The 17414-nt window shown below is 51.6% G+C and carries 22 protein-coding genes and 2 tRNA genes; 7 read left to right on the forward strand and 17 right to left on the reverse strand.

The window, feature by feature from the left end; all coding sequences use genetic code 11:
• Window positions 1–12: 12 nt before the first annotated feature.
• The 7 genes from rplA to AAGJ81_10230 form a co-directional block, all read right to left on the reverse strand.
• Entirely contained in the window at window positions 13–711 is a 699-nt protein-coding gene (rplA, locus tag AAGJ81_10200; protein MEM0966508.1) for a 50S ribosomal protein L1, read from the reverse strand.
• Between the two features lie 40 nt (window positions 712–751).
• Window positions 752–1177, reverse strand: coding sequence for a 50S ribosomal protein L11 (gene rplK / locus AAGJ81_10205; GenBank protein MEM0966509.1), 426 nt, complete (start codon window positions 1175–1177; stop codon window positions 752–754).
• 9 nt (window positions 1178–1186) lie between these two features.
• Complete coding sequence (gene nusG / locus AAGJ81_10210; GenBank protein MEM0966510.1) at window positions 1187–1762, reverse strand: transcription termination/antitermination protein NusG; 576 nt, start codon at window positions 1760–1762, stop codon at window positions 1187–1189.
• A gap of 23 nt (window positions 1763–1785) precedes the next feature.
• Window positions 1786–1998: a preprotein translocase subunit SecE gene (gene secE / locus AAGJ81_10215; protein ID MEM0966511.1), complete on the reverse strand. Its 213-nt coding sequence runs from the start codon at window positions 1996–1998 to the stop codon at window positions 1786–1788.
• 21 nt (window positions 1999–2019) lie between these two features.
• Window positions 2020–2095: transfer RNA gene (locus AAGJ81_10220), tRNA-Trp, on the reverse strand.
• A gap of 97 nt (window positions 2096–2192) precedes the next feature.
• A complete protein-coding gene (gene tuf, locus AAGJ81_10225; GenBank protein ID MEM0966512.1) occupies window positions 2193–3383 on the reverse strand; it encodes an elongation factor Tu in 1191 nt (396 codons plus the stop codon).
• 43 nt (window positions 3384–3426) lie between these two features.
• Window positions 3427–3502 (reverse strand) — tRNA-Thr (locus tag AAGJ81_10230).
• 128 nt (window positions 3503–3630) lie between these two features.
• On the opposite strand from AAGJ81_10230, the gene AAGJ81_10235 reads away from it, so the two are divergent.
• Together AAGJ81_10235 and AAGJ81_10240 are read left to right on the forward strand one after the other, a co-directional pair.
• Window positions 3631–3948, forward strand: coding sequence for a DUF971 domain-containing protein (locus tag AAGJ81_10235; protein ID MEM0966513.1), 318 nt, complete (start codon window positions 3631–3633; stop codon window positions 3946–3948).
• Between the two features lie 274 nt (window positions 3949–4222).
• Window positions 4223–4846 carry an aquaporin gene (locus AAGJ81_10240; protein MEM0966514.1) on the forward strand — a complete coding sequence of 208 codons (624 nt, stop codon included), beginning with the start codon at window positions 4223–4225 and terminating at the stop codon, window positions 4844–4846.
• Between the two features lie 25 nt (window positions 4847–4871).
• Here AAGJ81_10240 and radC read toward each other — a convergent pair whose 3' ends face one another.
• Together radC and AAGJ81_10250 are read right to left on the reverse strand one after the other, a co-directional pair.
• Window positions 4872–5585, reverse strand: coding sequence for a DNA repair protein RadC (radC, locus tag AAGJ81_10245; protein MEM0966515.1), 714 nt, complete (start codon window positions 5583–5585; stop codon window positions 4872–4874).
• 3 nt (window positions 5586–5588) lie between these two features.
• Window positions 5589–7091, reverse strand: coding sequence for an FGGY family carbohydrate kinase (locus tag AAGJ81_10250; GenBank protein MEM0966516.1), 1503 nt, complete (start codon window positions 7089–7091; stop codon window positions 5589–5591).
• A 93-nt stretch (window positions 7092–7184) separates the two neighbouring features.
• Between AAGJ81_10250 and AAGJ81_10255 the strand changes: the two genes are divergently transcribed.
• Window positions 7185–8447, forward strand: a complete 1263-nt coding sequence (locus tag AAGJ81_10255; GenBank protein MEM0966517.1) for an NAD(P)/FAD-dependent oxidoreductase — start codon at window positions 7185–7187, stop codon at window positions 8445–8447.
• A gap of 66 nt (window positions 8448–8513) precedes the next feature.
• Here the strand turns inward: AAGJ81_10255 and AAGJ81_10260 are convergent, their stop codons facing one another.
• The 3 genes from AAGJ81_10260 to AAGJ81_10270 all read right to left on the reverse strand — a co-directional run bounded on the left by AAGJ81_10260 (window position 8514) and on the right by AAGJ81_10270 (window position 10781).
• Entirely contained in the window at window positions 8514–8834 is a 321-nt protein-coding gene (locus AAGJ81_10260; protein MEM0966518.1) for a hypothetical protein, read from the reverse strand.
• A gap of 188 nt (window positions 8835–9022) precedes the next feature.
• Window positions 9023–9946, reverse strand: a complete 924-nt coding sequence (gene aroE, locus AAGJ81_10265) for a shikimate dehydrogenase (protein ID MEM0966519.1) — start codon at window positions 9944–9946, stop codon at window positions 9023–9025.
• On the reverse strand, window positions 9927–10781 hold the full coding sequence (locus tag AAGJ81_10270) for a transglutaminase-like domain-containing protein (protein ID MEM0966520.1): 855 nt from the start codon (window positions 10779–10781) through the stop codon (window positions 9927–9929). The genes aroE and AAGJ81_10270 overlap by 20 nt, the downstream gene beginning before the upstream one ends.
• A 101-nt stretch (window positions 10782–10882) precedes the next feature.
• On the opposite strand from AAGJ81_10270, the gene ffh reads away from it, so the two are divergent.
• The gene (gene ffh / locus AAGJ81_10275; GenBank protein MEM0966521.1) at window positions 10883–12235 is read left to right on the forward strand and encodes a signal recognition particle protein; all 1353 of its coding nucleotides are present in this window, start codon (window positions 10883–10885) and stop codon (window positions 12233–12235) included.
• Window positions 12236–12286: 51 nt separating this feature from the next.
• Here the strand turns inward: ffh and dapF are convergent, their stop codons facing one another.
• Genes dapF through rpiB form a run of 3 tightly spaced genes read right to left on the reverse strand, consistent with a single transcriptional unit; the run spans window position 12287 to window position 14218 of the window.
• A complete protein-coding gene (gene dapF / locus AAGJ81_10280; GenBank protein ID MEM0966522.1) occupies window positions 12287–13126 on the reverse strand; it encodes a diaminopimelate epimerase in 840 nt (279 codons plus the stop codon).
• A 13-nt stretch (window positions 13127–13139) separates the two neighbouring features.
• Window positions 13140–13733 (reverse strand): ATP-dependent Clp protease proteolytic subunit, encoded by a 594-nt coding sequence (locus AAGJ81_10285; GenBank protein ID MEM0966523.1) that lies wholly within the window; start codon window positions 13731–13733, stop codon window positions 13140–13142.
• A 50-nt stretch (window positions 13734–13783) separates the two neighbouring features.
• Window positions 13784–14218: a ribose 5-phosphate isomerase B gene (rpiB, locus tag AAGJ81_10290; protein MEM0966524.1), complete on the reverse strand. Its 435-nt coding sequence runs from the start codon at window positions 14216–14218 to the stop codon at window positions 13784–13786.
• Between the two features lie 105 nt (window positions 14219–14323).
• Between rpiB and AAGJ81_10295 the strand changes: the two genes are divergently transcribed.
• From AAGJ81_10295 to lipA, 3 genes are read left to right on the forward strand one after another with little or no spacing between them, the layout of a single operon-like run.
• On the forward strand, window positions 14324–14731 hold the full coding sequence (locus tag AAGJ81_10295) for a hypothetical protein (GenBank protein MEM0966525.1): 408 nt from the start codon (window positions 14324–14326) through the stop codon (window positions 14729–14731).
• A gap of 48 nt (window positions 14732–14779) precedes the next feature.
• Window positions 14780–15661, forward strand: coding sequence for a 1,4-dihydroxy-2-naphthoate polyprenyltransferase (locus AAGJ81_10300; GenBank protein MEM0966526.1), 882 nt, complete (start codon window positions 14780–14782; stop codon window positions 15659–15661).
• A 41-nt stretch (window positions 15662–15702) separates the two neighbouring features.
• Window positions 15703–16599, forward strand: a complete 897-nt coding sequence (gene lipA, locus AAGJ81_10305) for a lipoyl synthase (protein MEM0966527.1) — start codon at window positions 15703–15705, stop codon at window positions 16597–16599.
• A 16-nt stretch (window positions 16600–16615) separates the two neighbouring features.
• On the opposite strand, the gene AAGJ81_10310 is transcribed toward lipA, so the two are convergent.
• Window positions 16616–17029 (reverse strand): thioesterase family protein, encoded by a 414-nt coding sequence (locus AAGJ81_10310; GenBank protein ID MEM0966528.1) that lies wholly within the window; start codon window positions 17027–17029, stop codon window positions 16616–16618.
• Window positions 17026–17328, reverse strand: coding sequence for a hypothetical protein (locus tag AAGJ81_10315; GenBank protein ID MEM0966529.1), 303 nt, complete (start codon window positions 17326–17328; stop codon window positions 17026–17028). The genes AAGJ81_10310 and AAGJ81_10315 overlap by 4 nt, the downstream gene beginning before the upstream one ends.
• Window positions 17329–17414: the final 86 nt, after the last annotated feature.

A 17414-nucleotide genomic window follows, 5' to 3' on the forward strand; every position in this document is an offset into this window, starting at 1 on the left:
TTTCGAATCTCCTTAAAATTTGTCGTAGGTCGAAGGCGAAAGAGCGATTCCGGGGCTCATGGTAGAGCTGAGGGTGAGGCTCTTGATGAATTTTCCGCGAAGAGTCTCGGGGCGTGCTTTGCCAAGAACTTCGATCGCCGCTAAAGCGTTTTCCTCGACCTGATCGGCAGTGAAAGAACGCTTTCCAATCACGATTGCGACGTTAGCCGTCTTGTCCATTTTGAACTCAACGCGTCCGGCTTTGACCGCCTGAACGGCTTCTGAAAGATTGTCGGAAACTGTGCCAGCCTTCGGATTCGGCATCAGACCACGAGGTCCGAGAACGCGGGCCACTTTGCGGACTTCTTTCATTGCAGCAGTCGTGGCAACCGCTACGTCGAAATCCATCCAACCTTCCTGCACCTTTTCGATCAGGTCGGTCAGTCCAGCTTCGTCGGCTCCTGCTTTCTTCGCATCTTCGACGTTGTCGGTAAAGGCGATCACACGAACGGTTTTTCCTGAACCGTGGGGAAGGCTGACGGTGCCCCGGACCATTTGGGTGCTTTGCTTCGGGTCGACGTAGAGTCTTGCTTGAAGCTCAACGGTTTCGTCAAAAGCGGTTTTGGGCAGGCCCTGGAGGACCGCTACTGCGTCTTTCAACCCAAGAGACTCGGTCTCTGGAGCGAGTTCCGCTGCTTTTCGGTAGCGTTTACTGCGTGTTGCTGTGGCCATTTTACTCTCCTCGATTCGTTTTTCTGTAGTCTTTGTGGGATTAGCCCTCTACCTCGATCCCCATACTGCGGGCGGTCCCCATGATAATCTTGGCGGCCTGATCCGGATCGCTGGCGTTCAAATCGTTCTTCTTCACCGCGACAATTTCGTCGATCTGCTTGCGAGTCACCTTGCCCACCTTGTCGCGGTTCGGCACACCGGAGCCCTTTGCAATACCAGCCGCTTTCTTGAGCAATACCGGAGCCGGTGGGCTCTTGAGAATGTAGCTGAAAGAGCGATCTGCGTAAACCGTGATGACCACAGGGAGGACCGTGCCTGCCTGCTCTTTGGTGCGGGCATTAAAATCCTTACAAAATGCCATGATGTTTACTCCCTGAGCACCCAAAGCGGGACCCACGGGTGGAGCGGGATTAGCCGCTCCTGCAGGCAACTGCAGCCGAATTTCTCCAATAACTTTCTTAGACATCGATAATCCTTACTCTTCGACCCTTTCAACCTGCCAATATTCCAGGTCGACGGGGGTAAACCGTCCAAAAATTGATACCGAGACCTTGAGTCGACCCCGCTCCGGGTCCACTTCGTCGATTTTTCCAGTGAGATTCGAAAACGGTCCGTCGTTAATCTTCACCTCGTCGCCCGCTTCGTACTCTACCTTCGGGCGCTCCTTGCCCTGTGCGTCCGTAATTTGCTTCTGGATGCGGTCAATCTCATCTGCTTTTAGAGGAACTGGCCGCTCACCGCCTACGAAATTGATCACTCCCTGAGCATCTTTAACAAAATACCACGCTTCCTGGTCCAAGTTTCCATCATCATCATAGAGGCGCATCTCGACAAAGATGTAGCCGGGATAGAACTTCCGCGTGCGCTGAGACTTCTTGCCGCTCTTCACCTCCGTAACGGTTTCGGTGGGCATGAGCACTTGAGAAATCCGATCTCCCATTTCCTCAATCTCGACAAACTTATCCAGATACGACTTTGCCTTCTGCTCCTGATTGGAAAGCGTTTGGACTGCAAACCAGCGGTGGCCGCTTATGGTGGTGTTGGATACCATGTTTTCGTGAAAAGGACGGTGGATTACAGAGTCGGACGGGTCCACTCGGTAACCAGCTCAATCGAATTAAGGAGGAAAAAGTCAGAAACTCCAATGAAGGCTCCCAAAATCGCTACCCCAATCAGCACAACGATAGTGTACTCGCGGAGTTCCTTGCGGGTTGGCCACGAGGCTTTCCGGAGTTCGATCATCATCTCCTTCCAGAATGTGCGGATTGAGCGGAATGGATTTTTCATCGGTGATTACAGGAAAAACAGTGGCGGGAGAAGAGGGACTCGAACCCCCAGCCTACGGTTTTGGAGACCGTTGCTCTACCAGTTGAGCTATTCTCCCTGATCTGGTTATTGCTCGTATTTTTTTAGAACGAATGCCGAAGACACGAAAATCGCGCCTTCGGCACCCGAAAAACAAACTCTGATGGAAACGAAACTTACTCGGTTACCTCCGCGATTCGACCCGCGCCAATCGTCCGACCACCCTCGCGGATAGCGAACCGTTGTCCGGCTTCCATGGCGATCGGCTTCTGAAGCACGATATTGATACCGAGGTTGTCGCCCGGCATCACCATTTCGACAGCTTCGGGAAGCTCGACAATACCGGTGACATCAGCCGTTCCAAAGAAGAATTGCGGGCGGTAGCCCTTGAAGAATGGAGTGTGCCGTCCACCTTCGTCCTTCGTCAGAACATAGATCTCAGCCTTAGCCTTCATGTGAGGAGTGATGCTACCGGGCTTTGCCAAAACCTGGCCGCGCTCGATTGCGTCCTTCTCCACTCCACGAAGAAGTAGACCCACGTTGTCGCCAGCCTGACCCGAATCAAGGGTCTTGCGGAACATTTCCACACCGGTGACGGTGGTCTTGCCTTCCTTTTCGAGACCAACGATGGCGACTTCTTCACCAACCTTGACCTGACCACGCTCAATACGACCGGTGGCAACAGTTCCACGACCAGTGATCGAGAAGACGTCTTCGACAGACATGAGGAAAGGCTTGTCTACGGCGCGCTCTGGCTCGGGAACGTCCGAGTCGATCGCATCCATGAGATTCTGGATCGCTTCCTGGCCTTCCGGCTTGTCTTCGAGGGCAGCAAGCGCCGAACCACGGACGATGGTGATATTGTCACCGTCGAACTCGTATTTGGAAAGAAGGTCGCGGATTTCCATTTCGACGAGCTCGAGAAGCTCTTCGTCATCGAGAAGGTCGACCTTGTTCAGGAAAACCACGATGTTAGGCACGCCGACCTGGCGAGCCAGAAGAATGTGCTCGCGGGTCTGCGGCATAGGTCCGTCAGCAGCGCTAACCACGAGAATGGCTCCGTCCATTTGCGCAGCACCCGTGATCATGTTTTTCACGAAGTCCGCGTGGCCTGGGCAGTCGACGTGTGCGTAGTGCCGCTTGTCAGACTCATACTCTACGTGAGACACAGCAATGGTCACGATCTTGGAGGCATCCCGAACCGTACCGCCTTTGGCGATGTCCGAGTAGCTCTTCGCCTCAGCCAATCCCTTACCCGCCTGGGTGTGGAGAATCGCTGCCGTGAGCGTAGTTTTACCGTGGTCGACGTGACCGATGGTTCCCACGTTGAGGTGGGGTTTCGTGCGTTCGAATGATTCCTTAGCCATGAGATGGATTCGTGCTTGTTATCGAGTTAGATTGTTGTGAAAATGGAGCCCTCGAGCGGATTTGAACCGCCGACCTCGTCCTTACCAAGGACGCGCTCTGCCGACTGAGCTACAAGGGCGGCGAATTTGCCTTTTGGGATTAGGTTTGTGCGGGTGTTTTGAAGGTGTGTTTGTGGACGAAAGCGATAAAGAATGAGATTGACCAAAACCCTCGTCAATCCCCGATTTTTCTTTTTTCTCAACAAATATGGAAAAGGCACCCAAAAAATTCGAAATCATCGGCGATGAACTCGCCATTCTCTGGCCGGACGGCCACGAAACCTACTTTTCCCATGAATACCTTAGGGAAAAGTCCCCGAGCGCGGAAAATATGGGTGAAGTGGATATTCTCGGGCAAAGACACGGAGGAGACGGCCCACGCTTTTTCCCCGGAGTAAAAATCGTCGGATGGGAAAAAGTCGGCAACTACGCGATCTGTTTCCACTTCTCAGACGGTCACTCCACCGGTCTTTATTCGTGGCCCTATTTGAGAAAATTGGAGGAAAAGCTGAGTGAAAAAGACTAGTGGGGACACTTTAGCAAATGAACCTACCGGGAGGGGTGAGCTCTGTCTCGTCCGTAAGTCTTAACCAGAAAAGTAGGAGCGCGAATCCCATCCACTCAGTGACTACTAGATCCGGAGACCACTCCACCGCTCGGACGACACAGAGGTCGTCCTTCCCAAAGGAAACGCGTGGCCCAACAACCCAAAAGAATTCTTATTGGTTCCCCACAAACAATAACGCTCGCCGATGGAGAAACTGGTTGTCATTCGCCCGTTGAATAGCCAATCAGACCTTATGAAGAAACCCATTGTCGAGTTCATCGGAACTTTCTTTCTCGTTTTCGCAGTCGGAAGCACTGCAGCAATCGCAGGATTTCCAGGTGCTCTTGCACCACTTGCAATTGCGGCGACCCTAACCGCGCTGATCTACGCAGGTGGTCACATTTCCGGAGCCCACTACAACCCGGCAGTAACGATTGCCCTTTACTTAAGAGGCAACACTCGCTCCGCAGAGGTGATCCCCTACCTCGTCGCGCAGATCGTTGCTGCGGTGTTGGCGGCGATTTGCGTTGGATTAGTCCACTCACCCGCCGAGCTCGCAGCCGCCTCAATTCCAGCAGGACCATCCCTCCTTGCGGAGTTTCTATTCACCTTCGCCCTCGTGTTCGTCATCCTAAACGTCGCGACTGCAAAAGGAACGGAAGGAAATTCTTTCTATGGCCTCGCAATCGGTCTAATTGTGGCTGCCGGTGCCTACGCAGTCGGACCCGTTTCAGCAGCAGTCTTTAACCCCGCAGTGGCCATCGGCGGTATGACCCTCGGTATACTGCCATGGAGCGCGATCTGGATTTACCTCATTGCAAACTTTGGCGGAGCACTGGTAGCCGCAATCGTTTTCCGGATTGTGAGCGACGATTGAGGCCGGGCCTTCAAACAGACAGACGCTACAAAACTCCCGCGTCCGAAAAGCTGTAGTATCCGATCCCGGACGGATCAGCAGCTTTGTTGCCGATCACCACGTGGTCCAGGAGGGATAGATCAAGAGTTTTAGCCGCTTCCCGCAAGTGCCTCGTCACCCGAATATCGGCGGCACTGGGTGAGGGATCACCGCTTGGATGATTGTGGGCGACGATCGCCGCCGATCCGCCTTCGCGAATGACCTCCCGAAAGACTTCACGAGGATGAACAAGGCTGGCGTCTGCGATCCCTTTCGTCACCTGAACCGAACGGATCATGTGGTTCTTGCGGTTCAGCACCAAAACCCAGAATACCTCTACGTCCAATCCACTGGATAGTGGCTGAAGAAACAGAAACACCTTTTCCGGATCGTCGAAGACAACTGGTTTCTCGCGGTCGCTCTGCAGTATCGCCCTCCGGGCTACTTCCATAATGGCTGCCAGCTGCAATGCCTTGACTCGCCCGATTCCTTTCACACGGCGAAAATCAGCCGCTGTCCAGCGCACCAGCTGCGCGACCGATCCCGCCTCATGAATCAGTTGCTCGGAAACCTCCATGACATCGTGACCCGCCGTTCCACTGCGAATAAGAAGAGCGAGAAGCTCTCTATCACTAAGAGCTCCCGCACCATGACGCTCCATCCTTTCCTGAGGACGATCCTCGCGGGCGATCCGTTGGAGACTTGAGGGATAGTCGCTCACAGACTAAGGGGAATTGCACGAATCGGCAGTGACTAGTTTTAGATAGGCCTCCCGGTAATCCTCTAGTCCATCGACCTCGATTGCTTCAACACTCTTGGTCTTCAGCTCAAAGCGGGAAGCGATCTCACCTAGCTCCACCTCTTCGACCATTTTCCAGACACACAGGGCCGTTCCAAACGAGGTAGCCTCGCGCATTTCACTCAGTTTCACCTTGTTTCCGGGGACCAGAGCGGCAAGAAGGCCGCAGTAGAGATCATTCTCAGAAAACCCGCCCTCAACAAAAATCACTCCCCCGTCAGCTCGACCCGTATGGTTCAACAACTCGACAGTCTGGATCGCTATTGACAAAATAAGAGCCGAAAGAAGCTGATCCGCAGTTACTCCATATTCCTCTGGTCCTTGTTCTTTGAGCGTTTTGAATTCTACAAATTTGTCACCGACGTAGAGACCAGGCTCAGAATGGCTAAACGCTTTTGCGTCCTCAACCAAACCACCCGTCAAAAAAAGTTCTCTTTCAATACATACCTGTCGCAGGACCAATTGATCTTTGACTTCAGTGGCCCCTGCAATGTCTGCAAATTCAGAAAACTCCAAACCTCCCGGAAAAATCGCCGCCTTCACAGGACGGTTGAAAGCGCTGAGAATATAAAATGTCTTTGTCCCGAGCTCGTCCGATGCGAAATCAAAGTTGGCTGACGGAGTCATAGCGACGCACCACGTGCCCGTTGAAACGAGGGTAAATTGCCCCACGTCTTTTGCCAGATATGGAAGCAGCGATGCATTTGAATCGTGTATGCCTACCATCACGGGAATTTCACCCTCGATTCCGAAGCGACCAGAAACCCGTGTCGAAATTTTACCCAGCTTTTCCCATGGCGCCGAAATTCTTGAAGGCATCATTCGATCAATCCCCAGAATCTTAGCTATTTCACTGGGCCGATTCTCGGAGAGGTTCCAGAGGTATGTGTGACAGCCGAGGTAGGTGGGGTCAGCGGCAATGTTTCCAGTAAGGAGATATCCAATGTATTGAGGAAAATAAAGGATATGAGCGGCTCTTTCCCAGTCCTCGGGGAACATCTTCTGCAGATAGAAGATCTGCTTGGCGACATTTGCGAAGCCAAACGGTGGTGTGCAAGTCTCCACATGGATCTCCTCCGGCGTTCCAAATTCTCGGTAGAACTCCTCTTCAACCATACTCCCAGCAGGACTGAGGTAGGAGAAAACTGGATGAACCAAATCACCCTGTTCGTCTACCGCCGCGAAGGTTGCTCCATGTGTGGTAACTCCAAATCCACGAATCTGGTATTGGCGCGAATATTCCGCTAGTGAACGACAAGTCCAATCGAAAAGCTCCCCGGTCTTCTCATACTCGAGGCCGTCTCCAGTCGGAGTTGGGTTCAAAGCAATTTTCCGAAAGTCGACCGGGTTGAGTGCCACGTCGTATAAAGCCAGTTTTTTATTCGTCTTTCCAACGTCTAAAACGGCAATCACTTCGGGCTTGTCCATTTCTCAAACTGTCACCTCACCAGTGTCGGCGTCAATCCAGCGAAATCGAAAACGAAGTTTGCGTTTCTTGAGGGACACTGAACCCTCTCAGCTATGGGAGAAAGAGAAAAGAAAAGCATACTTGTGCTGGGTGGTGGTTTCGGAGGCATGGAATTTTGCAACCGCTTCTCGGGCGAGAACACAAAGATCATGCTGGTGGACCATAAGAACCATCATTTGTTTCAACCGCTGCTCTATCAAGTAGCTACCTGCGGTCTTGCTGGACCGCAGATCGCCCAGCCTCTTCGGGGAATTTTTCAGAAGAAGGAGCATGTCGAAACCTACTTGGATGAGATAGAGTCGATCTCTTTGGACGAAAACAAAGCCGAAGGGAAGAAGCGAACCTACGAATATGACTTCTTGATTCTCGCTCTTGGAGCGCAGACCAGTTTTTTCGGAAACGACCAATGGGAAAAACACACCTACGGTCTCAAGACGCTCCAAGACGCGGTTCGAATTCGTAGTCATGTTCTAAAGTGTTTCGAAATGGCGGAAATGGAAGCCGACGAAGCTCGCAGAAAACGACTAATGACATTTTTGGTGGTTGGCGGTGGTCCTACTGGAGTTGAAATGGCAGGCGCACTCGCCGAACTGGGAAAAAATGCTCTGCGAAAAAACTTTCGCCACATCGATCCATCACAGATTCAAGTGATACTCATTGAAGGAACAGATCGAATTCTAGGGAACTACAGCGAATCCCTCTCGCGGAAGGCCACGAAGCAGATCGAAAGTCTCGGAGTTGAAGTGCGGTGTGGGAACAACGTTACCGATGTGCGGAGACACGAGTTGGATGTCGGCAATGAAACCATCCACGCTGAGACGATCGTCTGGGGTGCGGGCGTGCAAGCGGTTCCCCTTACGCGGCAGTTAGGAGTTCCAGTGGACCGCGCTGGTAGGGTCAAAGTGCTACCAGATTGCTCAATACCAGGCTACCCAAATACATTTGCTATAGGAGACCTAGCCCATCTTGAAGATGCGAAAGGGAACATCGTCCCAGGGGTATCGCCCGCTGCGATGCAGACTGCCAGGCATGTCGCTAAAATTATTGAGGAGGAGATAAAAGCGGGCACGCCGAAGAGTCCGGAGAAGCGCAAAGCGTTCGTTTACTTCAACAAGGGAAACATGGCGACTATCGGTCGCTCAAAAGCGATTGCGGAGATTGGAAAACTAAAGTTCTCCGGTTTTCCCGCCTGGCTTGCCTGGCTTTTCGTTCACCTGGTCTTCCTGATCGGCTTCCGCAATCGTATTCTCGTCCTTATCGACTGGTTTTACAGCTACGCCACTTACCGCAGGGGAGCGCGCGTCATTTTTGAGTGAGGCTCTCGGAAGAAGAGCATATCTAGGATTTGAAAAGCAACCGAAAGCCTCGCGTTCGGCAACTGTTCATGAGCCAACGTCTAGAAAGCGCTTCTTCGCTCCAACAGCAAGGAGCGAAAAGGACACTCCTACGGGGACGGCGATTAGTGAGAAAAACAGAATCTGCCAACTAGGGGCTCTTACTGCTTCACCTGAAGCACCCCTCAAATACTCTGTAGCTAGATAAAATCCGAGCCCAACAGCTAGGGTGACCGTGAGACCCAAAGTAAAAACTACTGAAGAAACGAACTCTCCTCTTTTCGTCTTTGCGAAAATGACTCTCCCATATGCCGCTAGGCTTACGAATGGAGGTAGAACAGCCAAAAAAGTAATTACGATCAGCTGCATTCGGATGTAATTTTTATGCGGGGTATTTGGGGGAGGGACGGGCTCCGTCCCGTCCAAATTGTTTCGGCTGGACGACCACTCAGACGCGCGGACCACGCGGAGGTGGTCCCTCCAGAAATACTAATGAGCTTACCTCGTGGATTTAATTGCACCCGCTGAGTTCTCTCTTCATCAATCCTATTGGTAAATTAGGAGGGAGTAGAAAGTGCTTCCGCGCAAGCGGCTCTCATGACTGCTGCATCCACCGGTCTTCCTGTCCAGGTTTCAAGAGACTTAACGCCCTGGTGCACGAGCATGCCTAGTCCGTTCGACACTGGATACCCACGATCGCGACCCGCCTCTAAGAACGGAGTAAGGGAGGGATTGTAGATCATGTCGAAAAACAAGCAGTTCTCTGGAAGGTCTGAAACGGTCAATGGAAGGTGATCAGTAGCCTTGAGCCCAAGCGAGGTCGCATTGATTACTATCGTCCCGGCTCGAATCAACCCTCCCAGCTCATCCGGAGTCACTGCATCAAGTATGCAACTGGATTCAGATCCGCGAAAACGATCAGCAATTCCAACTGCCTTTTCAATGGTTCGATTGGCAATCGTCACCCTGTTTGCCCCAGAAGCAATACACTGGGCAACAGCCGCTCGGCTTGCCCCTCCGGCCCCAAGGATAAGAAATTCGCGTCCTTCTAGACTGATCCCGAAGGCTTCCTCCAATGCCTTCTCCAAACCATAGCCGTCAGTGTTGTACCCGAGAACTCGATCCCCTTCGAAAACGACTGTGTTCACCGCGCCCATTCCTCGAGCCTCAGAAGCGATTTCATCGATGAAGGGAAGGACATCGACTTTGTGCGGAACTGTTAGGTTGACGCCTCTAAATCCCTTCTCATGGAAAAGAGTGATCGCTTCTTCAAGATCGTCCGGTGGCAACTCGAAGGCACTGTAGGTCCAATCCAAAAACCTATCGTCCGTCCTGCTAAGGGCAGACAATGCCGCTTGATGCATGGCAGGACTGATCGAATGCCTTACTGGCCAGCCGACTACACCCAACTGATTAGGACGCGCTGACAGTTCTTGAAGCCCCCCGAGATCGTAAACTGCCTCAGGGGGATTCGCGCTCATAAGCCTGCTCGAATTCCTGAATGTAACCCGCAAATTGACGGGCTCTTTTCAGATCGTTTTTGAGCGTGTATTGATGAACCAGATTGCGGCAAATTCGGCAAATCACCTCGCCAACTGGCGACGGAAGCAGGTATTCCGCCCCGTCCTCAATGTTTCTTGTAAGAAGCATGTGGCGGACCTCATCCTCGGATCGAATCCGACCCCGGTCAAAAGGATCGATATAGAAAGGAGAGTCCTCATTCAGGCTGGCCAACAAGAAGCGGCCTGGGGCACCGATAGGATCGAGGGAAACCCGACACCGGTCTGCGACGAGAAGATAAATGATGCTCAGAGAAATGGGAATTCCCCGCCGCCTTTCAATCACCGAGCGAATAAAGTTGTTCTCAGGGTCATGGAAATGCTCCACGTCACCCTCGAACCCATACTCGTGAAACAGAACCAAATTGATCTGCTTGCATTTCTCGAAAGTGGAGGAGTCGGGATCGATAAACTCACCGCAACGCGCGGACACAGCATCAAGAAACCGTGATACCTCTCGCCAGTCTACGTGTGGGTGAACGGTTCTTTCCAAAAGAAAGCATCCTGTTTCCAGCTCATAGCGCAGTGAACGGATGAAACTGACGAAGTCACCATCCGGATCATCCGCACCCATCGCTTTTAGGATATCCCGGGCGAACTGCTCAACACCACTCCCGGGCTGCCTTGCAACCTCCTGCAAGAATCCAACACCCTCCTCATTTTCATTGGAAATCTCCTGAAGCAAAGCGCGGCGGACTGTCGGACTTTCATCGTCCATCAGTTTGAGAAGAGCCTCTTTCTTTGCCTCCGTAAGCATGGTTCTTAAACTATCAGCGCAGTTCCCTGATGAAAGGCAAATCGTATGCCACAATTCATTTCTGATTGTAGGAACCTGCCTCTAATCCTTTACTGCTCTCCATGTTCGAAAGCCTAACCGACCGAATGAGCCGTGCTCTCCGAAATATCCGGGGGGTCGGTAGATTAACGGAAGACAATATGGCAGAGGCCCTCAAAGAAGTCCGCTCTGCCCTACTCTCGGCGGACGTTCACTTTAAAGTCGCCCGTGAGTTCGTCGAACGGGTAAAGGCGAAAAGTGAAGGAGTTGAAGTCACCAAATCGATTACTCCCGGTCAGCAGATCGTAAAGATCATCAATGACGAACTGGTGGATCTCCTGGGAAGTGATTCGGCCGAGCTGACTTCCGCTCGCCCTCTTCGGATTTTAATGGTGGGTCTTCACGGCTCGGGTAAAACCACAACAACAGCAAAGCTTGCCAAACTCCTTCAGAAGAAAGGAATGACTCCTGGAGTAGTCGCTTGTGACGTCTATCGCCCGGCCGCGATCGACCAAATCGAGACTCTAGGTTCAGAGGGTGGTTTTCCCGTTTACGCGGAGAGGGATAACCAGAAAGTGGTCAAAATCGCAAAGAACGGCGAAAAGGCTCTTTTGTCTGAAGGATGTGACGCTGTCATTTTCGATACGGCTGGAAGACTTCAAATTGAAGATGACTTGATTGGTGAGATTCGGGACTTGAAAGGGCAAATCAAACCAGAGGAAGTCTTTCTGGTTGCAGATAGCGCCCTCGGACAGGAAGCCGTAAATGTCTCGAAGACTTTTCATGAGGCGACTCCGCTGACGGGTATCGTCCTAACCAAATTGGATGGCGACGCTCGAGGCGGGGCAGCTCTATCCATGAAAAGTCTTACCGGCGTTCCGATCACCTTTGTGGGAACAGGGGAAAAAATGGACGCAATCGAACCGTTCTACCCCGACCGAATGGCGTCCCGTATTCTCGGTATGGGAGATGTCGTCTCTTTGGTCGAGAAGGCACAGGAGAACGTCGACCAAGACGAGGCAGAAAGAATGGCGAAGAAGCTGCGGAAGGCAGACTTCAATTTGGATGATATGCTTTCCCAAATGCGTCAGGTTAAGAAAATGGGCTCGCTCGGCTCGATTATGAAGATGTTACCAGGGATGAACGGAGTTGAGATTGGAGACGACGAAAACGCGAAAATGGCCCGCACTGAGGCTATCCTCCTTTCGATGACCCCCAAAGAACGGGCTTCTCCAAACTTGATCAACGGACGACGCCGGATGCGAATCGCAAACGGTTCAGGCACTCACGTCAAAGACGTAAACCAGCTCCTCAAGCAATTCGGACAGATGCGGAAAATGATGAGAAAAATGAAAGGCAAGGATCCTCAAAAGATGATGCGCCAGATGGGTGGTGCTCCAGGCGGTGGTCTACCTGGTGGGTTCCCGGGAAGGTAAAAGGAGAAAACCAAAACCCGAAATCAAAGGTTCTTTACCTTCAAGGGTGCCCTACCTCTTTCTGTCTCCGAACCAAACAGTCTCTCCGATGTAGCGAACGGGACCGATCATGGTCACGCTGAAGTCTTCGCTGAGAGACAGTTCCAGAGTTCCACCGGGCATGTGGACAGTCACATTTGAGTCTATCAGACCCAACTTCTTCGCAACCGAGGCGGCAGCACTGGAGCTACTTCCCGAAGCAAGTGTATATCCCGCTCCCCTTTCCCAAATCTCCAGTCGAATGTTTTTCCTATCAATCACCTGGAGGAACTGAACGTTTGTGCGATTGGGAAAGATCGGATGGACCTCCAATTTTGGACCGAGTTCAACTGCCTCAGCGGCTGATACGTTTTCCCGCAAAACGACACAATGAGGATTGCCGATCGTTGCAGCACAGAAGTTCACCTTCTGGCCATCAATCTCGATCTCCTCTTCCAACACATCCCTTTCACCACCCTCAACCGGAATGTCCGAACTGGAAAACGACACTCGACCCATTTCGACTTCGATTCGGTCAGAGGGATCGTGGACGCAAGCTGCCACGACGCCACCCATTGTTTCGATAGTAAAAGGCGTTTCGCTCACCTCTCCCCTATCGAACAGAAAACGGCAGAATATTCTTAGTCCATTACCACTCTTTTCTGCCTCGCTTCCATCCGGGTTGATGATCCGCAGCCGGAAATCGGCCTTTGATGAGGGTAATGGACCTTCCAAAATTCCATCCGAACCTACACCGAAGTTACGGTGGCAGATTTCTCGGACCGTCTCCTCATCTGGCAGCTCACCATGATTCGGGTCCAGAACAAGATAGTCGTTCCCGAGAGCATGGTATTTTTGCAGCAATAGCCCCACTTTTACGGCACTGCTAGATCGCCTCTACAATTTTATCTACTAACCCGTACTCTATTGCCTCTTCAGCGGTAAGGTAAAAGTCTCTGTCTGTATCCTTTTCAATCTCAGACAGTTTCTTTCCAGAAGCTTCAGCAAGGATCTTGTTCAACTCGTCGCGCACTCTCTCCATCTCCTGCGCCTGGATGTTGATGTCGACTGCCGGAGCGATAAAACGACCACTGATCAACGGCTGATGGATCAATACTCTTCCGTGCGGGTAAATCAACCGACGCCCTTTTTCCGCACCCGAAAGCAGAATTGACCCCATGCTCGCTGCCATTCCCGTCACGATCACGGTTACCGGACTCGAGATGAGTTTCATCGTGTCGTAAACCGCCATCCCGGCAGTGATCGATCCACCGGGAGTGTTGATGTAAAACCGGATTTCCTCACCAGGCTTCTCCGCTTCCAGGAACAAGAGCTTCTCGGTCATTTCCTTGGCAGACTCGTCAGAAACCTCTCCCCAAAGAAATATTTTTCGATCCTTCAGGAAGCGCTTTTGAACCAAATCGCCCAAGCCGCCGGCCTTTTCCTTACTTTCCTCGTCTTTGTTCTTCTCAGTATCCATTTCTCCCTACAAACGTGCAAGTCTTCTCAATGTCAAAACCGGAACTGCCTTCACCCCTCGGGCTCGATCTTGTTGATTCTCCGTTCGTGTCTCCCACCTTCGAAATCAGAAGAAAGCCAGGCATCGGTAATTGCGAGGACGTCATTGATCGTGGTTTGCCTCGCACCAAATGAAAGAACATTTGCATTGTTGTGCTGTTTCGCGAGACGCCCGGTTTCAACGTTCCAACACAAAGCACAACGGATCCCTTTCACTTTATTCGCAGTGATTGCTTCTCCGTTCCCGCTACCTCCAAAAACAATACCAAGGTCAACTTGTCCGCTTGCGACCGCTTCCGCTGCTGGCCGAATGAAGTCAGGGTAGTCCACTGCCTCAATTGAATTGGTCCCAAAGTCAACTACCTCGTGGCCTGCATTCTCAAGGTGTCTCTTTAGAGCTTCTTTGTGCGCTACGCCGGCATGGTCTGTCCCAAGCGAAAATTTCATCCATCGACTCTGACAGTATCCCTGAGTCCGAGCCAACTCTATTTTCCCAGCCAGAGTTTCTGAACGATCTCGACACTGGAACTTCAGGATATTACTTATTCGTTGATGAAAAGTGGAACGCCCAAGCCGTCACCAGAGTTGAATCTCATTGTTGAAACCAAGAGGAACTCAGCCTCCGACTCCTGTTCTATTGTGTCCGAAGCCGCTGCGTGGGTAAAATCCCAGTTGATGGGCGCGAAGGTGACCTTTAGCTACGGAGCCTGCCAGAATGACATCCATACCGCTTTCTCTTCCTTCACCATTCTAAGAATCTCCGAGGGTAGAAAACTCTCCTTTCAACTGAAAATCGCCGAGATTGATCGTTGTCCGTTTGCGTTTGTTGATGTCTATCCAGTTGGACAACCAATGGAGAGGGGTTTCCCGTTCTTTGGAGAGATCAAAAGCGAACAGGGAAGATCGCTGGTTCTCAATTACGTTGCTGACTTCCTCCTTAGTTCCGAAGCGATCGATTAGCTATTTTTACAGAAGGGACGCCAACGTCTCTATCTGCCAAATTCGTTAATGGATCATTCATTTGCCAATTGGATTCTTGCAGCCCGCCTGCAGACGCTCCCAGCTGCCATAACCCCTGTCATTGTTGGTTCCGCGATCGCTCAGAGCGAAAACTCCTTTTCGTTGGCACCGGCAATTCTCTGCGCTGTGTTTGCAGTGTTGGTTCAAGTGGGAACGAATTTTGCCAATGACTACTATGACTGGAAGCAAGGTGCGGACAACGAAGAGCGAAAAGGACCAACCCGATTGGTAGCAGCGGGATTAATTGCTCCTCATACCATGAAACGAGCAGCTTTTGCGACATTGGCTATTTCATTTCTAATTGGACTATCCCTAGTCTACTGGGGTGGTTATTGGCTCGTTTTCATTGGAATTGTAAGCGTAGTTTCCGCCGTTGGATATACGGCTCAGCCAATTGCCCTGGGATACAGAGGACTCGGGGATATTTTCGTCATAACCTTTTTTGGCCTTGTCGCAGTTTCATTTACCGCCTACGTGCAGCTCGGCTATTTTCCACCAGAGGGATGGTTTGTTGGACTATCCATCGGGCTTCTGACGAACAACTTACTGGTCGTGAATAACTACAGGGACCGGGAAACGGACAAGGCAGCAGGCAAGAAGACGCTGATCGTTCGTTTCGGCCCAGGGATCGGCGAACACCTCGTTCTCGCGAGCTTGATCAGCGGTCTTCTCGTATCCCTTGGTTTTGCATTTATCAACGGCTATTGGTTCACCCTCCCTGCAATTCTCGGTCTCTATCCAGTCTACACCGTATGGAAACGCCTTCCAAGAGCCCTCCGGCGATCAGGGTTCTCGGTTCTCCTAAAAAAATCGTCCACCGGGCTTTTCCTGTTCGGAATTTTGCTCTCAATCGGACTGGTTGTTTCCTGACAAACTGCCGGAAAGAGTTTGAGATCACTAGGCGAAGTACTATAACTCGTTCAATGCTAACCGAAACGCGTCCAAAATGGCTCAAAGGTCGCCTCCCGAGCGGACCCGGGTTTGACGAGGTCAAGAACAACGTCGAGAAAAACAACCTTCATACCGTCTGCAGTAGTGCCCAATGTCCAAACATGGGAGAGTGCTGGTCCAGGGGAACAGCCACCCTAATGATTCTAGGTAACGTCTGCACGCGAGCCTGTTCTTTTTGTGCAATTCAGACCGGCCGCCCCACAGAGCTGGACATTGGCGAACCTGCAAGAGTGGCTGAGTCGGTTCGGAGAATGGGCTTAAAACACTGTGTGATCACGTCGGTTGCGCGGGATGATTTGAAGGATGGAGGAGCGTCTATCTGGGCAGCAACGGTTCGGGCCATCCGATATAAAAACCCTAATACCGCTGTCGAAATCCTAACTGCAGATTTCCGTGGCAGAGCCGAACACCTCGACATCGTGCTCGATGCTGAACCCGACATTTTCAATCACAATCTAGAGACGGTGGAGCGACTTCAGAGGCCCATTCGAAGAACCGCCCGTTATGACCGTTCTCTTTGGTGCCTAAAGCATGCAGAATCCCGTGGATTTGTCACAAAGTCTGGGATCATGCTTGGAATTGGAGAAAAAGAAGACGAAATCAAAACGGTTATGCGCGATATCCTCGACGCAGGGGTCAAGATCCTGACGATTGGCCAATATCTATCTCCGTCTCCCAAACACGCACCCGTCGACCGTTGGGTTAGGCCCGAGGAGTTTGAAGAATGGAAGGCTTTCGGGATGGAAATTGGATACGACTTCGTGGAATCCGGGCCACTCGTTCGCTCCTCCTACCACGCAGATGAGCAGTCGGCAAAGTTCAGCGCTCGACGCCAGGAGTTGGCAGCTAGTGCGTAGGTTACCAGCGAAACCCCTACGTTTGGCTTTGAAAAGCGCGGACGAAGGCTGCTTGGACTACTGCAGGGGGCCTGCACGGACGGTTGTTTAAGTCCATAAAGCCGTGAAGGGTTCTACCTTCACACAGCAAAGTTTCATCTTCGCGAAGAACGTTGTAGAAGACTTCTAACCGTGCCTTTGGAAGCTCCCTTACCTCTGCATCGATGACGATACGATCATCGAAGTAGGCCGGCTGGCGGTATCGACAATTCACTTCTACTACTGGCAACCGTACGCCTAACGTCTCCATCTCGCGATAGGAGACTCCCAGATCATCCAACATTTCAATACGGGCGCACTCGAACCAAGGGAAGTAGCGACTGTGGTACACGATCCCCATCATATCCGTCTCCGCGTAGCGCACGCGAACGAGAGTCTTTGATCGGATCACCCCAACTCCGAGAATCGCTGGCCTATTCTGTCATAGGCTTGGGGCTCTGGTAAGATCATAGGCCATACTACCCACCAGGTGTAGAGTAGACCGAACGAAAGAAGAACAAGGCCAGTCCTTTGGGTGAACTGCCTATACTTCTTCTTTCGACGACCTTTAAAATACTTTTCGTAGATCCGGTCCAGATTCCATCCATCAATATTGTAAAAGAGATAACGCAAACCTAACCCGATTAAAACGAAAACAGGAGCGACTTTGACACAAACCAAAGCCGCCAGGATCAAATCTGTAACGCCCATACGCTCTTCCAATAAATTCTTAAAAAACCGAGGACACTTGCCAAAAAATAGAGCCAAGCCAATTCGAAAAAAACCTAATTTTCATA

Source organism: Verrucomicrobiota bacterium (assembly GCA_038744685.1).
Classification (GTDB): Bacteria; Verrucomicrobiota; Verrucomicrobiia; order Opitutales; family Puniceicoccaceae; genus Puniceicoccus.

Excerpts from the sequence above, each read along its gene's own strand:
- rplA (MEM0966508.1), bottom strand. The coding sequence starts at position 711 with ATGGCCACAGCAACACGCAGTAAACGCTACCGAAAAGCAGCGGAACTC.
- rplK (MEM0966509.1), bottom strand. The coding sequence starts at position 1,177 with ATGTCTAAGAAAGTTATTGGAGAAATTCGGCTGCAGTTGCCTGCAGGA.
- nusG (MEM0966510.1), bottom strand. The coding sequence starts at position 1,762 with ATGGTATCCAACACCACCATAAGCGGCCACCGCTGGTTTGCAGTCCAA.
- secE (MEM0966511.1), bottom strand. The coding sequence starts at position 1,998 with ATGAAAAATCCATTCCGCTCAATCCGCACATTCTGGAAGGAGATGATG.
- tuf (MEM0966512.1), bottom strand. The coding sequence starts at position 3,383 with ATGGCTAAGGAATCATTCGAACGCACGAAACCCCACCTCAACGTGGGA.
- AAGJ81_10235 (MEM0966513.1), top strand. The coding sequence starts at position 3,631 with ATGGAAAAGGCACCCAAAAAATTCGAAATCATCGGCGATGAACTCGCC.
- AAGJ81_10240 (MEM0966514.1), top strand. The coding sequence starts at position 4,223 with ATGAAGAAACCCATTGTCGAGTTCATCGGAACTTTCTTTCTCGTTTTC.
- AAGJ81_10250 (MEM0966516.1), bottom strand. The coding sequence starts at position 7,091 with ATGGACAAGCCCGAAGTGATTGCCGTTTTAGACGTTGGAAAGACGAAT.
- AAGJ81_10255 (MEM0966517.1), top strand. The coding sequence starts at position 7,185 with ATGGGAGAAAGAGAAAAGAAAAGCATACTTGTGCTGGGTGGTGGTTTC.
- AAGJ81_10260 (MEM0966518.1), bottom strand. The coding sequence starts at position 8,834 with ATGCAGCTGATCGTAATTACTTTTTTGGCTGTTCTACCTCCATTCGTA.
- aroE (MEM0966519.1), bottom strand. The coding sequence starts at position 9,946 with ATGAGCGCGAATCCCCCTGAGGCAGTTTACGATCTCGGGGGGCTTCAA.
- AAGJ81_10270 (MEM0966520.1), bottom strand. The coding sequence starts at position 10,781 with ATGCTTACGGAGGCAAAGAAAGAGGCTCTTCTCAAACTGATGGACGAT.
- ffh (MEM0966521.1), top strand. The coding sequence starts at position 10,883 with ATGTTCGAAAGCCTAACCGACCGAATGAGCCGTGCTCTCCGAAATATC.
- AAGJ81_10285 (MEM0966523.1), bottom strand. The coding sequence starts at position 13,733 with ATGGATACTGAGAAGAACAAAGACGAGGAAAGTAAGGAAAAGGCCGGC.
- rpiB (MEM0966524.1), bottom strand. The coding sequence starts at position 14,218 with ATGAAATTTTCGCTTGGGACAGACCATGCCGGCGTAGCGCACAAAGAA.
- AAGJ81_10295 (MEM0966525.1), top strand. The coding sequence starts at position 14,324 with ATGAAAAGTGGAACGCCCAAGCCGTCACCAGAGTTGAATCTCATTGTT.
- AAGJ81_10300 (MEM0966526.1), top strand. The coding sequence starts at position 14,780 with ATGGATCATTCATTTGCCAATTGGATTCTTGCAGCCCGCCTGCAGACG.
- AAGJ81_10315 (MEM0966529.1), bottom strand. The coding sequence starts at position 17,328 with ATGGGCGTTACAGATTTGATCCTGGCGGCTTTGGTTTGTGTCAAAGTC.